Consider the following 24,119-nt stretch of genomic DNA (forward strand, 5'->3'; position numbering starts at 1 on the left):
CCTTTTCTCGGGGGAGAAACTTTCCCGCGGCCCTAACTCCCCTCTAAGATATTCATCGAGCGCCATCATTATCGGTTTGCGCTTCTCTATGAGATGAACATTATACTTTTTTTGCAGGTCTATTCTGAGCTGGTTTATTTCCCTTGCCCTTTTCGCCAGAAGCAGCACGAGCTCGTATTTCGTCATCCCACGAAGCGGCGGCGTAAAGGTTTCCAGCTTATCCTCGGCCGACCCCTTTTGAGTGAATATGTATTTCTTAAGGTTCTGCATGTTTTCCCTCCGTTATTTGAATTTTTCAAAAACCCATTCCGGATACACATTCATGGCAAGAAGCCATTTCCTAAGGTATTCTATTCTTTTGCTTTTGTCCTGCGGAATCACCAATGGTCTTCCTCTACCATCAAGTATTATGCCAACCACGCCTCCATGGAGTTCCGCTTGGACTTCTTTGCCAGAACCCTCACCAAGATCGAATCCCCTTGATGGTTTTAACCTTGCCTTCGCAACCTCATCGACGCCCAATGGCAGCAATTTAATCTCGCCATAGTAAAGTTCCCCGCTTTCTGTGTGACCGTCTGGGTAGGTTATCTCGAATTCGAGAATTTTCTTTCCTTCCTTTCCCAGCCCGGTTGGCACAATGGATGTTCCAAGCCTTATAAGGCAATCCTTGTGGAATACCTGCAAAGCCGCTTCTTTGTGGACCTGAGCCAGCACTCCGAGATGTGGCATCATAAATATCGAGTCCACGGCGAGCTGCGTTATGCCCTCGGGCTGGAAAGCATCGAGCATCATCATAGCAGCCTGATTCCGACGGGGAGCGTGAGACAAGACGCCGCCTGAGCCTATTATAATGTCGAGTGTCATCATATTAACGAGCGTGTGCGCTATTTCGGCTGATTGGTCGAATGTTTCGGAGACTGTTCTCCTTTTCTGGACTCCTTTAAGCTCAGTAGCGAATGTTTTGTGGTGCCTGAAAGCAAGCCTTATAGCTTCTCGTGCTACTGCCTGCTCGAAAATAAGGGTTTCCATGTTTTGCGGTATCGTCGTCGGTCGAATCATCTTGTTCTTGACCTGATTTCTTAACGAGCGCTCATCCATGTCGAAAGGTATCCACCGCATTATGTTATCAAGTCCTGCCTCGGTGAATACATTTGAGATGGAATAACTCATCCCGAGGTTGGCTGATACGGTCCGGTTGAATCTCGGGATACCCTTTGAATCCCTGAAGACGGAGAAGATATCGGTGGTTGCGCCGCCAATGTCTACGCCAAGAATTTGTATTCCTTCTTCGTCGGCTACCAGTTTCATCATATCGCCGACGGCACCCGGGGTTGGTCTTATGGGTGCATCGGTCCACGACATAAGCTTTTTGTAGCCCGGTGCTTGTGCCATAACATGTTCCATAAAGAGGTTGTGTATGGATTCGCGGGCTGGCTCGAGGTTCTCCGTATCGAGGGTTGGTCTTATATTGTCCACTATGTGAAGGTCCACTTTGCCATCAAGAACATTTTTCACGGCATCACGCGCGTTTTTGTTGCCGGCAAATATGACTGGAAGTCTATAGCCTATTCCGAGCCTTGGTTTCGGATTAGCCGCAGCTATAAGCTCAGCCATTTGCACTACTTGCTGAATGTTGCCGCCATCAACGCCACCGGCAAGAAGTATCATGTCAGGTCTTAGCCTTCGAATCCTTTCTATTTGCTCATGCGGGAGTCGTTTATCGTTAGCGGCTATAACATCCATTACTATGGCACCTGCGCCAAGGGCTGCCCTTTCTGCTGATTCAGCGGTCATAGTGCGAATAAGTCCGACAACCATCATCTGAAGTCCACCGCCAGCGGATGAGGTGGAAACATAAATGTCTGCACCCACATTGCCCTGTGCAGGTCTTATTATTTGTCCGTGATCGTCAATTAACTTTCTTCCCGTTAATTCCTCTACCTCGTTAACAGAGTTTAGCACACCCATGGTAACATCTTCAAACGGTGCCTCGACAGTCGTGGGTGCCTCACCGCGCACTATCAAACGGTAAGTCCCGTTTCTCCGCTCAATAAGTATAGCTTTTGTCGTGGTGCTACCACAGTCTGTGGCTATTATAACATTTATGTCTTTAGGTTCTTTTCCCATCTTTTCCCCCGTATCTTGAATTTATGGGAATCAAAAATAAGATTAAAAGTTTTGGTGACAAGAAAAAATTTTTATGAATAATATAATATTGGCTGGTCAGATTTCCGCAATAGCAGAAATTTCCACCAACGCACCTTTCGGAAGCGATGATACCTCTACTGTAACTCTTGTTGGCTTGTGTTCCCCAAAGAATTTTTCGTAAGCTTTGTTGAAATCTGGGAATAGTTTCAGGTCCGTAAGAAAAACATCGCAGCGAACCACTTTCTCCTTTGATGAGCCGGCAGCCTCAAGTATCGCCTCAATGTTTTCGAGAACTCTTAAAGTTTGCTCTTCTATTCCGCCAGAAATCAATGAGTTAGTAGCAGGATTTAATGCTATTTGCCCGGAAACAAAAATAAACCCATTTGATATAACTCCTTGCGAATAAGGTCCTATAGCTTTCGGAGCTTTGTCTGTGTTAATTATTTTCATGTTCCCTCCGGTATGGTCATGTGTTCCTTGAATGTTGCTATAACATGGAGCATGGCAACGCTGAGAAGGTCTATGAAAAACAGCAATCTTGCTGACCAGGGGATTTCCGTGTGCCCTTTTTCGTTGAGCCAATTAACGAACGCAACAAGAATCCATATCTGCGTTACTGCGACGCTAACGAAAGTAACCAGAATGCTTGCCGAAAGTATTGTAACTTCGCCCATGGATTCCGAAAGTTTCTGAAAGGTTCCCAGTGCAAGCATCATGCCCATTACCACAAGAAGCTTTCCCGCCGCCAGCTCAACTACTCCAAGGTATTTGCGCACTCTCGCCATAAATTTAAAGAATGGGTTTATAGCGAAGGGCAGCACCAGAAACGGTATTGCGAGGCCTGCTGAATATATCGCAAGAAGCTTTATCCCCTGACCAACGGTTTCTTGCTGCGCAGCCAGCGTTAATATAGCCGCGAGTATGGGACCCACACACGGTGACCACCCGAAAGCGAAAACTATACCGACGATGAATGCGCCAAGGTATGTCAGCGGATTGCGGGAAACCTCAAGCTTCTTTTCATACTGAAGAAATGGGATGTTTATTATTTTCGCGGTAACAAGACCAAAAAAGATTACTATGATGCCGCCTATTTGCATGAACAATGAGCTTTTCGAAACGAAAAAGTTACCAAGGGTGGAAGCTGTTGCGCCCAGCCCGATGAAAACGAAGGAAAAGCCCAAAACGAAAAACAGCGCTGATAGAAAGAGAGAAAGTTTGTTGAACTTGCCCGACTGCACCTCAAGGATTGATACTCCTGATATGAAAGCTATATACGAAGGCACAAGTGGAAGAATACACGGTGATAGGAAAGAAAGCAGACCTGCTAAAAATGCCCCAAAGCTTGTCACATTTTGAGCAAACATTGAGCAAAAATAAAAATTATTGATTTTTTGTCAAGTAATAGTTGATTTTGCAACTGTTGTGGCACCTCGATCAACATTAAATGTTCTTTGATTTATCATATATTTCTTTTAAAATATGTTGACCAGTTGCATTGAGGAAAGGAGGAGTGATAGATGCGTATCTTCGTGTGCGTGAAAGAGGTTCCAGATACTACTGATGTTAAAATTGACCCTAAAACGGGGACACTAATAAGAGAAGGCGTTCCAGCGATATTAAATCCCTTTGACATGTCGGCTCTTGAAGAGGCACTGCAAATAAAGGACGAAAAACCCGATACCAAGGTTTTCGTCATATCCATGGCGCCGCCTCACGCGGAAAAGAATCTTAGGCAAACGATAGCAATGGGTGCTGATGAGGTTTATTTAATTACCGATAGAGCATTCGCGGGTTCTGACACCCTTGCAACATCGTACACATTGGCTACCGCGATAAAACACCTCGGTGGGGCGGACCTTATTTTCACGGGAAAGCAGGCTATAGACGGCGATACAGCGCAAACAGGTCCCGGAATAGCAGAGTGGCTTGGTATACCGCAGGTAACATTCGTTAAAAGAATAAAAGAACTCAGGGATGATAGCATAATCGTCGAGCGCTCGACCGAAGTCGGATACGAAATTGTCGAGGTAAAACTTCCGGCGGTTCTGACAATAATAAAAGGCGATAAAGACCCACGGCTACCATCGCTTAGAGGGATGCTTAAAGCCAAAAAAGCCACTATCAAAAAGCTTTCCGCTAAGGACTTGCCCGTTGATGAGAACCTTATTGGGCTTGATGGTTCACCTACCAAGGTGGATAAGATTTTCACGCCTGAAAAACGCGCTGCCGGCGAGAAATTCGAGGGCGAGCCTGAAGAACTCGCCAAAATAATCGTCGAGAAATTGAAGGAAATGAACATTTTATAAGATTATAATCAGGGAGGGTGAAATGGACTATCCGTTAATAGTTGGTGGAAAGGAGGTTTTTACTGAGGAAAAGCTTGAGGTCCGCTCACCTTACGATGGTTCCGTGGTTGGGAGGGTTAGTGTCGCTGGCGATGATGAGATCGAAAAAGCTTTAGATTGTGCCAAAAGGTCATTCTCACTAACAAGAACCCTTACTGCAAGGGAACGCGAACAAATTCTTACCAAGGCTCGTGACTTACTTGCAGAGCGTGCCGAGGATTTCGCGCGGATAATAACCATGGAAATGGGAAAAACCATTGCCGAGTCGAGACTCGAGGTAAGCCGTGGTATCGAGAATCTTGCGCTCTCAGCGCACCTTTTAAGAGAGCCTGTAGGGGAGGTTATACCCTTTGATTCGGCGCCGAACGGGGCTAAAAAGTGGGGCTTTTACAAAAGATTCCCTCTTGGTCCCGTATTGGCTATAACTCCATTTAATTTTCCGCTTAATTTGGCGCTTCACAAGATTGGACCCGCTATAGCGGCGGGGAACCCGTTCATTCTCAAACCCGCCTCAAAAACGCCCATAACAGGTCTAATGCTTGGAAAGCTTATCATAGATGCAGGCTATCCGCCGGAGGCTGTGAGTGTCTTGCCCGGCCCCGGTGCAAAGGTGGGTGAGAAATTAGCAAAGGACGAAAGAATAAAAGTGGTCACATTCACTGGAAGTTACGATGTCGGGGTTAAACTTTCCCAGTCCGTGGCACTTAAAAGTGTTGCCTTTGAGCTCGGCTCAAACTCAGCAGCCATAGTGCTTTCCGATGCCGATTTGCTATGGGCTGCCGACAGAATAGTAAAAGGTGCTATGGCGCTTGCAGGGCAGGTTTGTATTTCAGTCCAGAGAGTGTACGCTGAAGAGCCAATTTTCGATAGACTCGTTGAACTTGTGGTATCGGCGGCAAAAAACATAAAGCTCGGCGACCCTATTGATGAGTCAACGGCCATGGGACCCATGATATCTGAAAATGATGTTAAAAGGATTTCAAGCTGGATTTCCGAGGCTGTCATGCAGGGCGGTGAAGTCGTTACAGGCGGGAATCATGATGGAAATCTCTTCGAGCCAACAGTTTTGATTAATGTTCCGCAAAGCGCTACTATAGTACAAAAGGAGGCATTCGCACCTGTGGTTGTGGTGAACAAAGTGAGCGATCTATCCGAGGCTATCGATATGGTTAACGATAGCATGTACGGACTTCAAGCGGGAATTTTCACAAACAACATCAACGCAGCACGCAGAGCATTCGAGGAAATAGAGGTGGGCGGTGTTGTTGTTAATGATGTCCCCACATTCCGTGCTGACATAATGCCTTATGGTGGTGTGAAGGGAAGCGGTCTCGGGCGTGAAGGTCCTCGATACGCTCTTGAACACATGACATATATAAAAGTCTGCGTGGTTCACAAGCCTGATAACGAGTAATAGCACAATTTTTGTGCAAGTGGATTCGGCAGCTATTCGTTACCAAATATTAGAAAAGCAGTGTTTACCACTATAACTGTGAATGGCACGGTTTTTGTTTATTTTTTTTGCGAGGAGGAGGATGAGATATGAGAAGAGCAATTTTTATGATATTGTTTTTTGCCTTCATGGTTCTGACTTTGCAGTCGTGCTATACACTCATTGCGAGAAGAAGCTTTAATGTTCGCAGGTGGATAAGGGAACACGAGTATCAATACATTGATAACAGGGCAGTAAGAGATTGGAATCAGTATTATTGGAGACCGTCGAGCCAGTTCAAAAAGCGATTAAGGGGCGGGGAAGAAACGGTAAAAGAAGAGGAGGAGTTCGAAACTCCCGAGAAAGGAAGAATAGTAAAAAGAAGAAGGGCAGAGGAAAATCATTGCTGTTGCCTCGAGTCGAACTTCATCGATTTGATAATAAACATATTTATACCATCAGATAACGACCACGAGACTGAGCCAACGGACACAACGGCTCCACCGCCAAATAAACGAGGGCTTTGAAGAATAATGGAGGTTTAACCATGAAAACATTTATGTTAAATGTTATCGTATTTTCATTGATATCGCTTGCTTTCTGCTCGGATGTTGCTGATGAGATAACTGCTGCTGATGGGTTCGTAGGAGTTGGTGCGCGCGCAGCTGCTATGGGTGGCGCTCACATCGCATTGGCGCAGGATTATTCCGCATTATTCTACAATCCTGCAATGTTGTCCTATGTCTACAAGTACGAAATAACAGGCTCGATGATGTTTCGGTTCGGCAATACGGATTCGAGAATTAATAATGGTGGTTGGATAGGAACCCAATATTCCTGCGTTAAGTTGAGCACTGTAGGCGCAGTTTTTCCTGCCGCCGCAACGAGGGGAGGACTCGCGTTCGCTATAGGCTTTTCAAGATTCCAGTCGTTTGACAAGATGGTGGAATACCAGGGAATAAGAGTTGACAATGTTGGCATTCATGCGACCGAAAATACCGATGGAGGGATAGGGGCTTTGCAGATGGGGATTGGCGTGCAGACATCTAAATATACCGCTTTTGGTGTTGCGCTGGATGTTATTAATGGGGCTGAGAATTATTCATGGTCTGCGAAGCTTAGCGGTTTCTCCGATACCCTGGTTGAAGATTCCATTATTTATGACGATGTTACTAACGATTATGATGGCGTCTCGGGAAGGATTGGCTTGGCTTTCTTCCCCGTTAAATACTTTACGCTGGGGCTTAGGATGGATTTCCCAACGGTGCTTACAAAAAAGCAGGAATGGCACAAAGCCACCGAAGTACACTTTAAGGGCGGCTCTTTTGACCAGATTGATGATATTTACAAAAATGAATATCGATTCACTTTGCCTTTTAAATTTGGCGCAGGTGTCGCAATAAGGACAGCGTATGTTAATCTTGCCGCTGATGTTGTTTACGCCGATTGGAAGCAAATTTCCTACAGTTCTCCGTCGTGGATGTTGAGCCAGAACCGCAAGATTCCTCATTCTTATCGTGCAACGACGACCATAAGCGCAGGTGCTGAGGTTACTATCCCCATAAAATACCTTCCCACCCGACTCAGATTTGGATACAAGTATGACCCGGTTCCGTACGATGTTCCGAATTTTCCGGCTGAGCGACAAAGTTTTTCTGGTGGTATTGCCATGCTTTTCGGCAGAAGCTGGTTGGTTGAGTTGACCGCTGTTTCCACAAATTGGCAAAGGCAGGAAAGAACCACATTAGGCAATCTGCTTGACCACAAGATTAGAATGAGCGATATTTATTTCGGAGTTTCGTATAGATTCTGAGGAGTTCTAATGATAGCAGTTGTTCAGCGTTCGGGGCGCTCAAGCGTTGAGGTTGATGGCGAAATCGTTGGTGTTATTGATGGCGGTTTGGTGGTGTTGGTCGGTGTTTTTGCGGACGATTCGCCTGCCGATGCGATAAAGCTCGCCGAAAAAGTTTACGGATTGCGAATTTTTGAGGACGATGCTGGCAAAATGAACCTCTCTGTTGCCGATGTTGGTGGCAAAATTCTTGCTATATCACAGTTCACCCTTTGCGCAGACACGACCCGGGGGCGAAGACCCTCATTCGACAAAGCGATGGAGCCTGAAAGTGCGAGGAAACTTTTCCAGACATTTGTCGAGGTGCTTCGTGGAAAAGGTATTGAAGTGAGCACCGGCGTTTTCGGGGCGAGAATGCTGGTTAGAATTGAAAATATCGGTCCAGTAACTATTATTATTGATAGCAGGGCAAAAAGGAAGAGGTAGATGAAAAAACCTTTTTTAAATGATATAAAACTTTATGTGATAATCGATATGAAGCTTATTTCAGAGGCTGGTTTTTCTGCAGTTGATGTTATGAGGGCTGCATTTCGGGGTGGGGCAAGGATGTTTCAGCTTCGGCATAAGGGGGTAGGTGAGAGGGTACTTTTTTACGAGGCACAGGAATTATTGCGAGTAGCCCATGAACTTGGAGCCCTCTTTATCGTTAATGACAGCGTCTCGGTGGCGCTGTCAACTGGTGCTGATGGAGTGCATCTTGGTGAAAATGATCTGCCCATACATGCTGCCCGCAAAATATGTCCTGATGATTTCATAATAGGTGCGTCAGCCGGGTCTCTTGAGCGAGCTTTGCAAGCCGAAAAAGAAGGAGCAAGCTATGTAGGTTATGGTGCTATTTTCCCTACCACCACAAAGGAAAAACCTTGTCCCGGCTCACTGGATGAGCTTGGGAAAATTAATAAAGTTCTCAAAGTTCCGGTTTTTGCCATCGGTGGGATAAACGAGGAAAATGTTGTTGAAGTGACTCGTATAGGTGTAAAACGGATTTGCGTTGCATCTGCGGTAATAAAGTCGGAAAATCCGGAGCTCACTGCCAAAAAGCTTCTGGAGGCGTTGGCTTGAGAGTATGTAACATTGGAAAATTATTTGTTTTCATGCTTCTTTCGACACAAATTGTGTTCGGGCAATTTGTCGATACTATACCCCCAAATGTCGAATTCTTAATCCCTGGAAACGGTGGTTATTTTTCGTGTCCTATGGGGCAAATAATACTCAAGATTACCGACGAAAGCCCTATAGATACCGAGTCAAGTTTTCTAACAGCATCCATAAGAATGTTCCTTTACGACTTACCCGAAAGTGTTACCTCGCCGCTCGACTCAATATACAGATTTTCAATTCCTGTCCCGCTTATGGACGGTGATTCGGTATTTTTGCTTTATGCACCTATTTGCGATATGCTTCACAACTGTCGGACTTTGAACATGTATTTCTGGGCGGATTTCACCCCACCCGAAATTGAATTCATAACATTGCCGGGAGTTCTGCCGTGGAGAGCATTTGACAACATTATGATAAGAACCTTGGATGCTCTTGCAGGTGTATCACCTGATTCTTCATGGGTTACTATAACGGTTAGAGGTCAAGACTCATGGACTACAACTCTTTCGTTTGCGTCCAGCATGGTTTTCTGGTCCGGAGAAACACTTTTGGTGGATATGAATTCGCTCGGTGTCCTTAAAGGTGGTGATACAGTTAGCTTATGCGTTTCCGCTGCCGATAGGGCGGTCGGCTGTGGAGCTAACAGAACTGATTCATGCGTTACCTACTACCTCTTGTTCACGCCGCCGAGGATAATACCCGTATTCCCACAACAAGGACAGATAATAGCGTGCCCTGATTCAGTGTCGTTTGACATAATGGATGTCGACAGCATAGTGTCATTTTCTGTCATAATTAACGGTGAAACCGTGGCTGTTGACGAGACTGTTTTCACATCCTCGGGACTACACGCTATGCTTAGGCTTGACAGCCTTCCCGATGGCATCTATAACACCATTGCAGTCTATGCCGAGGACATTTATGCTAATGTTTCAGAAACCACTTGGGGGTTCTGGACCGATCTAAGTCCACCATATGTAGTCGATGTGGTGCCGAGAGATGGTGAACTAATAACGGATACTGTGACTACATTTCATATTAGACTCTGGGACGAGCTTTCTGGTGTTGATTGGGGTAGTGTTAGTCTTACGGTTAATAGTGTTTCAACTCCATTTACGATTAATCCCACGACGAGCGAGATAACATTTAACCATGTTTTTTCTACCATGCCGGGCACGCTCGATTCCGAACGCGTGAGGATATGTATTAGAGCAAGTGATGCGCCCGATTTTTGCGTTAATGTTTTGGACACATGTTTCCGGGTTAAAATTTATGTGGACACGCGACAACCGTCCGTTATACCGCCACCGGAAGTTGTTACTGCATGCCGTGACCAGATTATACTGGTTACGGTTACCTCCCGCTCTGGGCTTGATTCAGCTACGGTAAGCCTAACCATAAGTTCAAACCTTAGAGCAACTCCCGATGTTGTTCATCTCGATTCGCCGTTTTTCTGGATGACTACTCATTCGACTATTTTCGAGGTGGTGGATACTCTTATTTTTGCGCCTTCGCTCGGTTACTGGCAAGATGGTGAGACACTCTGGTGTCAATTTCATGGCCTTACTCACACCAGTGATGTTGCCGCAAGCGATTGGATTTTTTACACCGATTTCTCGCCGCCAGTTTTTGCTCCGATATCCCCAGTTTTGAGGAGTATAACTTCTTCCCTTCCTGAAACAGTGTTTTTCTGGCTTTACGACTCCATTTCGGGCATTAACAGAATTGGTTTTGCGGGAACACTCTTTGTGAACGGTGCGCCGTATGAAATTCCGTTCTCCGTTCTTCATCGCGATAGATACGATACTTTCGCTTATTCCCTCGCGCTTTCGGATATTGGTGTTAGTCTGAGCGCATGCGACAGCGTGCGGATAAAAATTCGTTGCCCTGACAATGTTTCAACTGAATATTGCGGCCCCAATGTTTTGGACACATCCCTTTTCTGGTTCAGCGTTGACTGCTCGCCGCCGGCTGCGGTTCTTATTGAGCCACTGCTTTATGAGAAAGTATCTTGCGAAAATCAGCGCATCGCTTTTCTGCTCAATCACGACAGCAACCTTGATTCTTCGAGTATTTGCGTAGCTTTCGCTCACGACACTTTTTGTTGGGGCTCTCCAAGACTATCGATGCATGGTGATACGCTTGTTTATACCAATCCTGCTCCTTTTACCGATGGTGATACCGTTGAGGGTGTTTTGCTTCCCATGAGGGATGCAGTTGGTAACAGAAGTTTTCCGGTGCCGTTTAGTTTCATCATCGATCTGTCGCCGCCGCGAATAACTCCAATAAGCCCGCTTCCAGCAAGTGTAATTCCTGACACCTTGGCTAATATCGTATTGCGAATTACTGATATGTCGGGTGTCGCTGAAGCTTGGCTTTCGAGTCCTTTCGGGCGCATTCTTTCTCGAACTGCGGATACATTTTATTACGACCACTCATCATGGGGTACATCGTTTGGGGCAGAGGAAACCGTTTTCTGCGTAGTTTGGGCTGAAGATAGCGCTTCTCGATGTGGGCGTAACCGCGACACAATTAATTACTGGTTCATAGTTGACGCCATTGGACCAATACTTACGAGCTTTGACACCGTTTTTGGTGGTTTTACATCTTGTTCGGGAAGAAGTATTGGATTCATATTTCGCGATTTCACCGGCTTGAACCGATGGCACATTGAGGTTTTGGGTTCCCATGAACCAGATACCTTGGACTTCCTTTCACCTCAGCTTGCAATAACCGAAAGCAGCATAACTTATACCCCATCATCGCCTTACTCGGATGGGGAGACGGTTCGTGTGGAGATATTGTCAGCACCCGACATTGCGGGCAATGAGTTCATGGATGATAGCATAGTTGTTAGCTTTATTGTTGACCTTTCGGACCCAATAATAATGCCCCTTTCCTACACTGATGGCGAAACGATATATACATTAACGCCAGACATTGCTTTCTGGCTCTATGACAGCATCTCAGGTATAAACTGGTCTTCGTGCTCCCTTTTCGTGCAAACATCCTCATTCGCAGGAACCCTTACGACCTCGGATGCAAGCGTATCAAGAGCTGGGGATACGATAAGACTAAGTACGAGAATTTTGGGCATTGGTCTTGTGGGTGGTGATTCGATAAGAGTATGCATAAAGGCAATGGACAATGTTTTGGACACAATGTATGGTTGTCCGCCTCATGTTACTGAAAGCTGTGTCACACTTTATATCGAACCAACGCCTCCAGTTGCGACATTGCTTTCACCCTTTGATAGCGCGATAGTTTCCTGCCATGATTTTCCTATAGTTATCGAGATTACTGACACTCCTGGTGTGGACTGGGATACGCTTGTTCTTTCGTTGAATGGGGTTTTATACAATCAGTCGTCCCCATCCATTTCTCATCCTGCTGGAACCGATTCACTCGTTTTCAGCGGTTACATTCCCTTTGAGGATGGCACTCTGCGCGTGTGTCTCATTTATGCACGCGACATTCTTGGCAATGAACTTGGAAGTCCTTTGTGCTGGTATTTCCGCCTTGATACACTTCCGCCGTCGATTGTTGCGCAATCACCAGCGCCAGGTTTGAGAACGAGTAATGTTACACCCTCGTTTATATCAACATTTTTCGACTCCATAACGGATACCGTTGTGGTTGATTCGTTTGCCATCGATGGTGTTTGGCGTGTCGCGGGTTCATGGGATTTTTGGAATGGGGAATCGCTCGTTTTCTCACCGACCGCTGCTCTTGGTGTTGGTGTCCATACCGTATGCGTCGCTGTTCGTGATGCCCCAGATTATTGCCCGCCCAACGACACGATAATTTGCTGGAGTTTCACAATATCCTTAGCTCCCCCGAATGTTTGGGTTGTTTTCCCTGATTCATTACCAGTTGCCTGCAACCCTGTTTTGGTTGAGGTCGGATATTTTGATATCGATAGCATAAGTTACTTGCGTTTAATTGTCCCGGGTGTTGATTCGATAGATTTTGATTCCACTGTTTTTGTCGGCGATTCTATTTTGTTTTATTACTCATTATGGACAGACAGTATATTCGCGAATTTTGCTGGCGCTATCGTTGCGGCTGATACGCTCGGCAATGTTGATACAATCGCTATAAACTTTGTTGTTGACCGCGATCCACCGGATGTGAGAATTATCGTGCCCGCTGATTACGAAACCGTTTTTACAAGAACACCTGACATTGTATCTATTTGCGTTGATAGCTCAGGGATTAGCCTGGATAGCCTATTCCTTATAGTGAACGGTGATGTGGTGCCGCATTCGTCTATCACTCCACGCATTGAAGGTGAAACTCTGACCGTATCCTTAAGTAGTGTTCCCTACCTTTTGCCTGAGCGCGGATATTCGACAATACATTTAGTTGGAATAGCGGATATGGTGCCGGAAGATGCTTATCATTGTGGTCCTAACTTCGCTCCCGAGGAGAGCGTTGTAGTTTACATTCCCGACGATGATACGGTGGGACCTTATATAAGCCCGCCATCTATTGATTGGGGTTATTGTGGATATAGAATTTTACCGTGCTGGCAAATATTCGATTCTTCAGGAGTTGATTCAGTTTATTTAATTAAAAGCATTAGCTCATCATTTGAACATGCTGAAACTATGCTTGTTATAAACTCGTATGATTCAATTTTCTGCCCGATGGATTCCATAATGCTCGATTCTGATTCGATGTTTGTGGTGGTTTGCGCCTTGGATGCGGACAGTGAGACAGGTTATGGCGACGATAGAGCGCTTTCGTGTTCCGATACCTTTGTTATAATTTGTAGAAGAGTAAGAGTCAATGTTTTTCCCGATTCGCTCAGTTTTGGTGAGGTTTGCTTGGGTGATTCAGCGAGAAAGGCGGTTTTTGTTGTCAATCCTCTTGAAGTTCCCGTTGATGTGAGCCTTGAAATCTTTGGCTCAAGCGCTTTTGAGATATCCATGGGCGCGTTTACCATATTTCCCCATGACACGGCAGGTGTAGATATCGCATTTAAGCCAACGGATACGATTGATTATAACGGAAATTTGCTCGTTCGGTTTGCCGATACATCTATTGAGGTGAGTTTAAAAGGTACTGGTGTGCTTTGCCCGGAGAAGTTTTCCGCGGAGCCAAGAGTCATAACACCTAATGATGATGGATACTACGATTTTGTTGTTTTTACTTTCCCATCGAGGAAAGCGAACAAAGTTGAAATTTTCACAACCGATTTTGAGCATGTGGCTACTATACAGCGAGATAATGTCGTTATTGTGTGGCATGGGGAGGACAAAAGCGGGCGAAAATGTCCGGCAGGAGCATACATTTTCCTGGCTTTCAGCGATGGCAAGCTATTAGGTAAAGGCATTATAACCGTCGTGAGGTAAAATGGCGACAAAATTTAGAAATATAATTTTTGCAATCTTAGTTATTTTGGCAGGTTTTAGTTTGAGCCTATCATCTTACTCTAAGTATCTATTATTATTTAACGGTGATTCGAGAGTTAACAATATCGATTATTCTGTCATTAATCCTGCTGTGTCGGGTTTGATTCCAAATCCATCCATCGTTGCTATGTTTCGTCTTCCATTAGCAGGAATAGGTGAATCTGCTCAACAGGGTGCATTGGCGCTAAACTATCCATTTTCTTTTCGTGACGGCGTAGGTTTTTACATTGCGAATAGCCATATTGGCGCCGAAAAACTTCTTCGGCTGAATCTTAGTTATGGACATGTATTCGGGAAGCGATTGTTTGGTGGATTAGGACTTGGTATGATAAATAGCTCTTTCGATTTACCGCCGGATGAACCTCTTAGCCAGAATAACTCCGCGCTTTCGCCGACAATATCTGTTGGCGCAATATGGAAGCCAATGGATAAAATAATGGTAGCTTTCTCAGCTGTGGATGTGAATTCACCAAACCTTGCCTTAAGCAATGACGGCTCAGGATTTCCAGCAATGCTTTTTCTTGGCATGAGCTACAAAGTTTCGAAATTCGTGGAGCCAAATTTCTCTGTGGCTTATCGCAGCAAGGTAATTGGAGATGAAGCAAATCCAATCTTTGACCTATCCCTGAGGGGCAAGTTTTACTACGATGTCGTTTCATGGTGTTTGGGAGTTAATTCATCCAAATTTTATGGGGGGTTGAATGTCAAGATTCCGGGCATATGGCAAGGAATTGGTATATCTTACTCGGTTGAGATTCCGCTTGAAAGCCATCTTCGCCATGAAGGCATAATGGCTCATAGTTTCGGGCTGAAAATAAATGGTCCCCTGCTGAGGGTTTTGAATCCTGACTTTTCCTGTGATTCACTCGCAACCAAAAAAACTGTATTAAGAGGAAGTAAGACGGAAATAAAAGCTTTTCTTTCTAATAAAGGTAAAGCGGGAAGGAGAAATATTCCGGTCGTATTTCGGGTTTTCGAGGGTGGAAGCTGGAATCTTATTTATCCTATTGAGGTTTTGCCGTCTTTGCAACCGGGACAATCGAGGGTGTTGAGCAAAGCGTGGACGCCGAAAAAGAAAGGTGTCGATACGATTCAGGTTTGCATAAATGTTAACGAGCGCGTGTTGCCGCTGATAAAGCCAATACTTAAGGATAGTAAGCTATCCAACAATTGTAGAAAGTTAGCAATTACTGTCACTGCGCCACCAGAAACTGTCATCATAAGACCACTTTACACAAAACTTTCCGCTACCCAGATGCTCGTTAAAGTGGAGGAGGAACCACTTGTGCCCGTAGTGTTCTTCGACTTTAACGGTGATTCACTTGATTCCATCGCAATTCATGTGATAACTGCTTATGCTGCTCGTCTATCGAAAAATCCTGACGCTAAAATTATTGTGTTCGGTTTCGCTGAGTCCACGGAAACTGACCCACAGAACCTCGCTAAAAGACGAGCCAAAAGGGTTCACGAGCTTTTCGAGAGACTTGGCGTTGGGGAACAGGTCAAAATTTCGGAGGAACATGACTATCTTAAGCCGCGAGTAAGTCCCCAAATCGAAAATCCTGACCCCCGCATAGCCCAGGAGAACAGGCGTGTAGAATTTAAAGTTGCTCTGGATGAAAAGCCAAAGTCAATAAGCGAGGCTGTTGAGCTCATGAGGAGGAATCCAGAGTTCGTGCTGGTTTTCCTTGTGCCAAAGGGTAGAGTTCCTTTTTTGCAGGCGGATTCGTTAAGGCGCATGTTAGTGACGGAAAATACCAATCTTTCCCAGAGAATCGTTATTGAACCCGTTGAAACCCTGAAAGTGCGCTCTTTTATAATTGACCCCGATGGAATACTTTATCGTCCTCGTGAAAGATTCCCGTTCTGTGAGAAATGGACCAATCCACAGCCCAACCAGAATAGTATTGAAATCGAAACGAAAGTGGGGAAAGTGCACGACTGGAAACTCTCAATTTTTGAGGTTGGCAATAAATCTTCGGCTACTTTGGCCTCAGGCAAGGGATCACCACCTGAGCAGATACTCTGGGACTGGACTCTTGACGGGAAAAACCTTATAGCTCCAAAAACTAAATATTTGTTGTCGATGACCATTAGGACAGAGGACGGCACGAAAACATTCTTATCCACTGATACTGTATGGTTGATTCCGCGGGAGCATTCGGAAACGGTTGAGAATATGTTCATCGTTGAGTTCGTTTTCGACGAGAGTGAACCACTTTCAAGGTATCTGGAAAGGCGGCTTTTCAACTTTGCGAGACTTCTCGTTGCGAGGGCTGACTCCGGTTACGAGCAATGGGCACAGGTTCAGGGGCATACTGATGACATAGGCCCACTCAGGAGGAACATGAAACTTTCCCGAATGAGAGCCAAAAGGGAGTACGAGATATTGCGAAGGTATGTCTCATATTTTGCTGGGGTATCGGAGAACCAGCTTGACAAATGGCTTGCGAATCATAAAGTTTCCATTTCATTTGAGGGATATGGTTATTCGCATCCTTACAGACTTAAAGATGAACTTCTTGGAGATAATAGCTCACCGTATGGAAGGAACATCAATAGAAGAGTAATGCTTGAGTATCGGTATAGAAAGTAATCATGAAAATAAGCACCGTAATAGTCATAGCAGCTTTGTTTGCGCTCGTTTACGGCGCGGGCGAGCCAGCTAAATATTTAACCATCGGAATAGGGGCGGAGCACATCGGCAGGGGTTGTGCAGGCACCGCGGACAGGAACAGCGTATTCGCCCCATTTTATAATCCCGCTCTTGTGTCCGCTCGTGGAAAACCATCTATAGGATTTGGGAATCTTTTCCTTGGGCTTGGAAGAAGAATGTATTACGCAGCTTTCGCAACTCAAATTAGAGATGAAGCGGGCATTGGGGTGGTTTGGGTGCATTCCTCGGTGGCTGATGTTGAGAGAAGAGATATAGATGGAAACATAACGGGAAAGGTGAATAATAACAATGACGCTGTGTATTTCTCGTTTGCCAAGGAAGTTTACGGTGGTCTGCACGCTGGGTTGGGTGTCCAATATGTTCAATCCAATATTGAAAACCTCAACGCATATTCGGCTGGTCTTGCAGGCGGGATTTTCTATGAATTGAAAAAATATGGTATTATTGTCGGAGCGAGTGCTACCAATATCTCACTCGAGTTAAAGTGGAATTCAAGCGATTACTACGATGATGGCAGAACATCCAGAGATAAATTGCCCCTCTTTTGGCGATTTGGAGGTGAGAAGCGGGGAACTGTAAAAAGTATAAATTATAAATTTGATGCCGATATTTTTCTCATCGGTGATAAGGACTTATCGTATTCTGTCGGCGCAGAGTGTTCTCCTCATGAAAGCTTTGTGGTAACTTTTGGGGTGCGTGACGGAAGATTTTCAGCAGGGTTTGGTCTGAACATTAAGCTGGGCTTTTTTAAACGGATAAGTTTCGGCTATGCGATATCAGCTCAGCCTTATGGTGTCCCACCTATGCATGTTGTGGAAATAGGATTTGATTTAAAATAGCTTTGTGGGTGCTTTTCATCAGTCTATGATTACCTTTCCTATTATTTGGCCGATTTTCGTTTTACTTTTTTTCTCCAGATAGTTTGCTATGAAGTCCGTTGTTTTTTCGGGGAGTTTATGATCGATGAATGTTGCAGTTCCGATTTGGACAGCACTTGCGCCCGCGAGCATTAGTTCCACAGCGTCCTCCGGCTTGGTTACGCCGCCGCATCCTATTATGGGTATTCCTATTTTGCCATAAAGTTTGAAAACAAGCGCGACAGCGACAGGGCGAATCGCAGGCCCGGATAATCCACCTGTTATGGCACCCAAGCGAGGTTTCCCGCTCCATATATCTATAGCCATTGCCGGGATTGTGTTTCCAACTACAACTGCTGATGCACCGCCTTCTTCCGCAGCCTTGGCTATCTCAACGATGTCGGAAACCTGTGGCGTAAGTTTAGCCCAGATTGGCTTATCGGTGTTTTTCTTAACCATTAGAACGACTTTTTCGACGAGTCGTGGATTTTGCCCAAACTGTATCCCCCCACGCTTGACATTGGGACACGAAAGGTTTAGTTCGATGGCAGCAATGTGTTCTATGCTATCGATTTTGTGAGCCAATTCCGCAAATTCTTCTTCGTTCTCGCCGCCTATGCTGACCACAATTTTGGTGTCGATATCTTCGAGTTGCTGAGCGATCTCCTTTACAAACAGGTCAATGCCGGGATTTTCAAGACCTATTGAATTTATCATTCCACACTCAGTTTCCCATATTCGAGGTGGCGGATTCCCTTCGCGTGGGGAAGCCGTTAATGTTTTTGTGACTATAGCTCCTATTTTTGATAGGTCAATAGTTTCGGCAAGTTCTATGCCGAAACCGGCAGTGCCTGATGCTAATATTATCGGGTTTTTAAGGGTTAAGTCTCCTAATTCGGTCTCAAGGGAAACATTCATTTCACTATCCATAGCTTCTTTATTAGTTCTTTTCCAAGTTTATCGTTTATTTTTTTTATTATCGCGTCCCTTATGTTGAATATCTCGTTTCGCCAGCTTGGGTCTTCGACAGCAATCCATAGTTCACCGTCTTCAAACCTCACCGGTTTAGCTACTTTTGCCAGTTTTTCTCCCACTATCTCTTCCCAGTCGATGAGTATTTTTGCGTCCTGTACTTCGTCCCATATTCCCATGCTTCTTAAAGCTGATTCCAGGAAATCCCCTATTTTTTCGGGTCCTTGCAACTTTCCTCCTCGATTTTTCCGGGTTCTGGCATCCTGAACTTTTTGGTTTTTACTGCGTTTACTTCCGGCATTTCATGAGGCGTAACTGCGACGACCTGTGCTACAGTAGGCGCTATTTCAAGTGCATTCCTCGCCCTTTCTGGGTCGAGCTCAGCGAGTGCATCGTCAAGAAGTACCGTAGGAATTTTTCTCGACTTGTCACCAGTTAATTTAGCCGCACTAAAGTATATCGCAAGCGATATCATCCTCGATTGCCCCCACGACGCGAATCTGCGTGCTGGAAGACCATCTATAACTATGGTAAAATCGTCTCGGTGAGGACCTATAGTCGTTGAGAAAAGTGCTAAGTCGCGCCTACGCATGCTCTCAAGAGCTGCTTTTAGAGCTGTCGTAAGTTTCGTTATATCCTGCGGAATCTGAATCGTGCTCTGATAAATGAATTTTATCTCCGGGGCTTTTTCACCGTGTATGGTGGAAAAGAAATCTGCGGCAAGCGGCGATATTGCGTCCAGAAATTTCATCCTTTCGGCTATTATTCTGGCTCCATAGTTAGCGAGCTGGTCTTCAAGAGTGTCCAGCAAAATCATTCCGCCTGCTATAGTTTGTTCTGCTATGCCTTTAAGCGCAGCATTCCTTCTTTTAAGTATCTTATGGTAGCTAATTAGAGTTTCGGTATATATCGGGTCGAACTGGCATATGTGAGCGTCCATCATCTTTCGCCTTATGGAAGGTGGACCTGATACAACGGCTATTTCGCCTGGTCCTATGTAGGTTATGGGAAAGTAACCCAGAAGCTCGGAAAGCTTATTTATGCCTTTTTCATTAAGCGTTATCTTTTTCGTGCCGTCGGCTTGAATAACTATGGTTATTTTCGTTCTTTCTGGGGCGCTCGCTTCTATTCTGGCGAATTCCGCATCGAAGTTGACGAAGCGCTGATTTATTCCTCTGAATGATTTTCCGAAACCGCAAAGGTAGATTGCCTCAAGTAAATTCGTTTTTCCGTAGCCATTTGGAGCGGTTATTATGTTTAGTGTAGGGGATAGTGATATTTCCGCGTGTTCGTAGTTTCTGAAGTTTTTGAGTTTTAAATTCGCGAGCATAACGAAAGTTATTTTGTCTTTTTTGGAAGAGCGACGAGTCCCAAGTCCTCGATACCAGCATCTTTTATAGCACCTATTACTTCCATTACGATGCCGTACTCTACTTTTTCGTCGGCTCTCAGAGCCACTGATGTAAGCCGCCTTTCCTGCCTTAGTTTCCACAAGAGTCTCGGAAGTTTTTCTATAGATACGCGGGTATTGCCAAGGAAAACACTTCCGTCCCGTTTTATTGATATGGTTATGGTGCTTTCATCAGCCACTTTAGCCGCAGACGATTTAGGCAAGGATAGGTCAACCTGCGCATGCATGAGCGGCGCTGTAATGATGACTATTATAAGGAGCATGAATATTATGTCCACCATGGATGTCAGGTTAAGCTGAGATGACGGTTGATATTTTTCTCTTAAACTCATTTTTCGATTGTCCCAATTTGTTCCAGTGCACTTCTGTATATAGAACGAACATACGGGTCGGTTTCAAGTTCGTATTTCTGCTGCATTAGTTTCATAGTTGCCTCTCCGCCTATGGATGCAAGCGCTCTTATAGTATAGCTGCGAACGCTTCTGTCGTCGCTGTCGAGCAATGGGAGAAGCGCTTTTTTAACAGCAGCGATTTTCGTGTCCACGATGTAGTTGGTCAGGCTGCTATCTTGCCTCATTTTTTTGCAAATGCTGCTTAGTGCTCTTATTATGTGTAGTTTTTTAGGCAGGTCGGAGTTCGGAAGAATTTTTATTAGGGTGTCGAAGGAGTTTTTGTACATTTTTACGAGTCCATACTGCGCGGCAAGTCTTACAACCAGATAATCATCGTCAAGAAAGTCGATTAAAACAGGCAGAGCTCTTGGGTCGCCAATTTCTGCCAGAGCTTTTGCTACTATGTATCGTCCGGCTTGTCTCTTTTCATCCCGCCACTTCATAATGGGAAGCGTTGCTGAGGTATCCTTAATCTTGCCAAGTGCTGATATGGCTGAGAGTCTGGTTTTTTTATCGCCGAGCAGCGCTATAAGGGAATCCACCGCAAGAGTATCGTGCATTTCGCCGAACAAATATATAGCGTTGCCTCTTCTTCTCCTGTTCTCATCGTGAAGAGCCTTGAACAGGCATGGGCGCATAAGCTCGGGTTTCTTTTTGCAGAAGTTTTTTATGGTTCTGAGGCGCAGACTTGACTTGGTTCCCAGTTGGTGTTCGCAAATGTACTTTGCTGCGGCTTCGGCGGAGTCGAGCAATTCCTGAAATGCCTTTTTCGCCTTTAACTGAGCTGAGCCCACAGCCCATGCGCACGCATCGTTAAAAATTTCTTCAATAGTGCGGATGGTGTCTTTTTCCTCTTCCTCAGCCTCTTTCTCAGCAAGTTCTTTTATAGGATTTGGAAATGGCTCGCCTGGTATGTCAAGCCCGACTCCAACATCTCCTTGGAACCAGTATGCGTCGTTTCTCGCAGGTGAGTTTTCTGAGTACTGATCCGGACCCTCAAGGTCAAGGAACAGTCCAAAGCTTCCCGTTCCGCGCGCCGGCTTTGCTTTACCGAAATTATCCGAACGAGAGAATCTTTTTGCATAAAGGTCATCTCCATTACGGTCAACGAAAAGTGCGAATGAGTTTGTTATCGCATTGCCGTTACCACCATCTATAACATATATATCATCACCGCGGTAATCGGAGAAGAAAGCTACCGAATAATCGTGTGCTGAGCCCTGTCCAGGACCGTATCGCGAAACATAAATATCATCGCCGCCACGGTCAACCAATGCCCCAATAGAAAGATGTATTCCTGAACCTTGTGGGTAATATACAGAGGTATGGACATCATTTCCGTCATTGTCTATTATTGCTCCCATTGAATACCAATAACTGGAACCCTGGCTGTAAACGCCTGCTGTGTATGTGTCATTCCCTTTTTTATCGAAAAGCAGTCCGATTCCTCCCGAAACATCGGGACGCCAGCCTATACTGAACCCTTGGGCGAAAGAGTGGTAGTCGAGCGGTACAAGTGGTTTGTGGGAATATTTGGCACCACAGTAGTACAGGTCAGAGCCGTCGTAGTCGGCTATTAGCCCTGCGCCTTTAGGACCTGAAAACGCCTGAGCATAGGCATAAGCGTTGTATTTGTCGTCGCCACTTAGGTCAATAATAGCTCCTATCCCGAAATTCCCTGCACCTTGAACGAATACGCCGCCGCTGTATTGGTCATCGCCAGCATAATCTACGAGTAACCCGGCCCCGAAAAGCCCTGCACCCTGTGAATAATGGCTTGCAAGGTACACATCGTCCCCTTGATAATCGAGAAGGACACCGACACCAAACACGCCAGCACCTTGCGCCACAATGTCTCCTCGGGAATCATACCTGTCGTTTCCCGAAATGTCAATAACCACGGAAAAGGGCGTTTTCCCGAGGACCCCACCAGCGAACTCTCCGGTATAAAAGTCACTTCCGCCCGGGTCTATTATTACTGTCGCATCGCCAAGAATGTCTGTGTTTTTAGTCCCCAAGACCACATTGCCCCACTTAGTCGTTATGTATACGGGCTTATCGAGTGTAGGAAGCGATGTGTCCGCAAGTAAAGTTTTTAACGCTTTTTGTGCGCCATAGAAAACAGCGAATGAGGCTTTTGCGAACTCTTGCAGTTTGAAGTTGTGCATAAGTTCGTAAAGCGAGTCAAGATGCACCTCAAGTGATGTATCACACTCGTGACCAAGCAATTTCAGGTAATAGCATTGTAAGGTATCGGCCAGCGTGTCCTCGTCGTCAGTCCAGAATGTTGGAAGAAGCAAAAGCAGCGAGTCTATAGATTTTTCAGGCATTTCGCTGAGTGCTTTCTCGCGGTACTCAGCAGCAACATCAAATGAGGATATAATATATGCAAGTGCGGTTTCGTATGTCTTAGGTACATCGGGGAACCTTATTGACTGTGCCCCTGCATCGATTTTTCTGGTAATTTTTTCGCGAGCTTTTACATCGATATTTGTATCGAGCAACTCATAAAGCCACCATGCGATTCTTGTGGGCTCGTTCTTTTTTTCAAGCAAAAATTTTGTCCACGAGTCGAGCGTTTCCGGCAGTTCAAGTGGGTGGTCGAGAATTCGCGTGACTATAGGTAGTCTGAATAATGTGTCTGTTGCCCACTTTTTCTCGAATTCAGCGTCGAGCCTTGAGGTGCCCGATATAAGCATTGCGGTGTCGATATATGCCCACGCTACTGAGTCGATCGCGGGCGGAAAAGAATCGGCAGGCTCAAATGCGCCTGCCATCATGCTTAGGGTCAATATTGTTAGTAAAATTTGACCCTCTGAATTCATGGCACCCCCCTGCTAACTTTTTTGTGCTGAAATTTTTGCCAAAATGTGGCGCGAGAAGTGGTGAAGTTCGGTAGCCATGTCCCTTAGGTATCCTCTGAGCCAATTGTAGCCTATAGCAGCTGGGATAGCGACTATAAGCCCTACTATCGTTGTTATGAGAGCCTCAGCCAGGCCCGGTGCCACCACAGCGATGTTGGTTGAACTTTGCTTGCCTATCTCCCAGAAACTTTGTGTTATGCCCAGAACTGTCCCAAGCAACCCCAAGAAGGGCGCGACTGTAGCAGTGGTTGCCAGAAAGTCTATTCTTGATTCCTCAGATGCGAGTATAGCCTCAGCTTCAGCGTCAAGCCTTTCGCGCAAGGCATCTATCGGGGGAAGTATCCTTCTTGTTCGCGTGAATCCTTGATTATCTTGGTATTGTTCGACTCTTGACTCGCTAACGAGAGCGGATACAAGCCGAACGATTGGATTATCAGATGGATTCAGGGACATGTTGAATATCTCGCCTATGGGAAGATTGCCGATTTTCTTTGAAAGGATTCTGTTTTGCTTTCTTATTTTGCTGAATCGTCGCCATTTGTAAATCATGACACCCCAGCAGTAGACTGAAATAACGATGAGAAGCAGAATTATACCTTTTGAAAGAGCGCTACACTGTCGAAACATTTCTATGAACTGTGCCATGAT

The 24,119-nt window shown here is 45.4% G+C and carries 19 protein-coding genes; 9 read left to right on the plus strand and 10 right to left on the minus strand.

The window, feature by feature from the left end:
• From J7J62_07985 to J7J62_08000, 4 genes are all read right to left on the minus strand, one after another.
• A partial coding sequence (locus J7J62_07985) for a DNA-directed RNA polymerase subunit omega (protein MCD6125092.1) occupies positions 1–270 on the minus strand: 270 nt, incomplete at its 3' end.
• Positions 271–282: 12 nt separating this feature from the next.
• Entirely contained in the window at positions 283–2,127 is a 1,845-nt protein-coding gene (locus J7J62_07990) for a glutamate mutase L (protein ID MCD6125093.1), read from the minus strand.
• Between the two features lie 96 nt (positions 2,128–2,223).
• Positions 2,224–2,598 carry a RidA family protein gene (locus tag J7J62_07995; protein ID MCD6125094.1) on the minus strand — a complete coding sequence of 125 codons (375 nt, stop codon included), beginning with the start codon at positions 2,596–2,598 and terminating at the stop codon, positions 2,224–2,226.
• Positions 2,595–3,515: a cytochrome c biogenesis protein CcdA gene (locus tag J7J62_08000; protein ID MCD6125095.1), complete on the minus strand. Its 921-nt coding sequence runs from the start codon at positions 3,513–3,515 to the stop codon at positions 2,595–2,597. Before J7J62_08000 ends, J7J62_07995 begins: the two co-directional genes overlap by 4 nt.
• 153 nt (positions 3,516–3,668) lie before the next feature.
• Here J7J62_08000 and J7J62_08005 point away from each other — a divergent pair, with 153 nt between their 5' ends.
• The 9 genes from J7J62_08005 to J7J62_08045 all read left to right on the plus strand — a co-directional run bounded on the left by J7J62_08005 (position 3,669) and on the right by J7J62_08045 (position 17,814).
• Entirely contained in the window at positions 3,669–4,457 is a 789-nt protein-coding gene (locus J7J62_08005) for an electron transfer flavoprotein subunit beta/FixA family protein (protein ID MCD6125096.1), read from the plus strand.
• Positions 4,458–4,479: 22 nt separating this feature from the next.
• Entirely contained in the window at positions 4,480–5,910 is a 1,431-nt protein-coding gene (locus J7J62_08010; GenBank protein MCD6125097.1) for an aldehyde dehydrogenase family protein, read from the plus strand.
• Between the two features lie 128 nt (positions 5,911–6,038).
• A complete protein-coding gene (locus tag J7J62_08015) occupies positions 6,039–6,455 on the plus strand; it encodes a hypothetical protein (protein MCD6125098.1) in 417 nt (138 codons plus the stop codon).
• Positions 6,456–6,475: 20 nt separating this feature from the next.
• Positions 6,476–7,741 carry a hypothetical protein gene (locus tag J7J62_08020; protein MCD6125099.1) on the plus strand — a complete coding sequence of 422 codons (1,266 nt, stop codon included), beginning with the start codon at positions 6,476–6,478 and terminating at the stop codon, positions 7,739–7,741.
• A gap of 9 nt (positions 7,742–7,750) precedes the next feature.
• Complete coding sequence (gene dtd, locus J7J62_08025) at positions 7,751–8,206, plus strand: D-tyrosyl-tRNA(Tyr) deacylase (GenBank protein MCD6125100.1); 456 nt, start codon at positions 7,751–7,753, stop codon at positions 8,204–8,206.
• Positions 8,207–8,842, plus strand: coding sequence for a thiamine phosphate synthase (gene thiE, locus J7J62_08030; protein MCD6125101.1), 636 nt, complete (start codon positions 8,207–8,209; stop codon positions 8,840–8,842).
• 32 nt (positions 8,843–8,874) lie between these two features.
• Entirely contained in the window at positions 8,875–14,238 is a 5,364-nt protein-coding gene (locus tag J7J62_08035; GenBank protein MCD6125102.1) for a hypothetical protein, read from the plus strand.
• A gap of 1 nt (position 14,239) precedes the next feature.
• A complete protein-coding gene (locus J7J62_08040; GenBank protein MCD6125103.1) occupies positions 14,240–16,894 on the plus strand; it encodes a type IX secretion system membrane protein PorP/SprF in 2,655 nt (884 codons plus the stop codon).
• A 2-nt stretch (positions 16,895–16,896) separates the two neighbouring features.
• Positions 16,897–17,814 (plus strand): hypothetical protein, encoded by a 918-nt coding sequence (locus J7J62_08045; GenBank protein MCD6125104.1) that lies wholly within the window; start codon positions 16,897–16,899, stop codon positions 17,812–17,814.
• Positions 17,815–17,832: 18 nt separating this feature from the next.
• Here the strand turns inward: J7J62_08045 and J7J62_08050 are convergent, their stop codons facing one another.
• From J7J62_08050 to J7J62_08075, 6 genes are read right to left on the minus strand one after another with little or no spacing between them, the layout of a single operon-like run.
• A complete protein-coding gene (locus J7J62_08050) occupies positions 17,833–18,750 on the minus strand; it encodes a dihydroorotate dehydrogenase (GenBank protein MCD6125105.1) in 918 nt (305 codons plus the stop codon).
• Positions 18,747–19,034, minus strand: a complete 288-nt coding sequence (locus tag J7J62_08055; protein ID MCD6125106.1) for a DUF721 domain-containing protein — start codon at positions 19,032–19,034, stop codon at positions 18,747–18,749. The genes J7J62_08050 and J7J62_08055 overlap by 4 nt, the downstream gene beginning before the upstream one ends.
• A complete protein-coding gene (gene recF / locus J7J62_08060; GenBank protein ID MCD6125107.1) occupies positions 19,013–20,134 on the minus strand; it encodes a DNA replication and repair protein RecF in 1,122 nt (373 codons plus the stop codon). Before recF ends, J7J62_08055 begins: the two co-directional genes overlap by 22 nt.
• A gap of 8 nt (positions 20,135–20,142) precedes the next feature.
• Positions 20,143–20,547, minus strand: coding sequence for a biopolymer transporter ExbD (locus tag J7J62_08065; GenBank protein ID MCD6125108.1), 405 nt, complete (start codon positions 20,545–20,547; stop codon positions 20,143–20,145).
• Positions 20,544–23,432 (minus strand): HEAT repeat domain-containing protein, encoded by a 2,889-nt coding sequence (locus tag J7J62_08070; GenBank protein MCD6125109.1) that lies wholly within the window; start codon positions 23,430–23,432, stop codon positions 20,544–20,546. Before J7J62_08070 ends, J7J62_08065 begins: the two co-directional genes overlap by 4 nt.
• Before the next feature lie 12 nt (positions 23,433–23,444).
• Positions 23,445–24,116 carry a MotA/TolQ/ExbB proton channel family protein gene (locus J7J62_08075; GenBank protein ID MCD6125110.1) on the minus strand — a complete coding sequence of 224 codons (672 nt, stop codon included), beginning with the start codon at positions 24,114–24,116 and terminating at the stop codon, positions 23,445–23,447.
• Between the last annotated feature and the right edge of the window lie 3 nt (positions 24,117–24,119).

This window comes from bacterium, assembly GCA_021159335.1.
Classification (GTDB): Bacteria; UBP14; UBA6098; order B30-G16; family B30-G16; genus JAGGRZ01.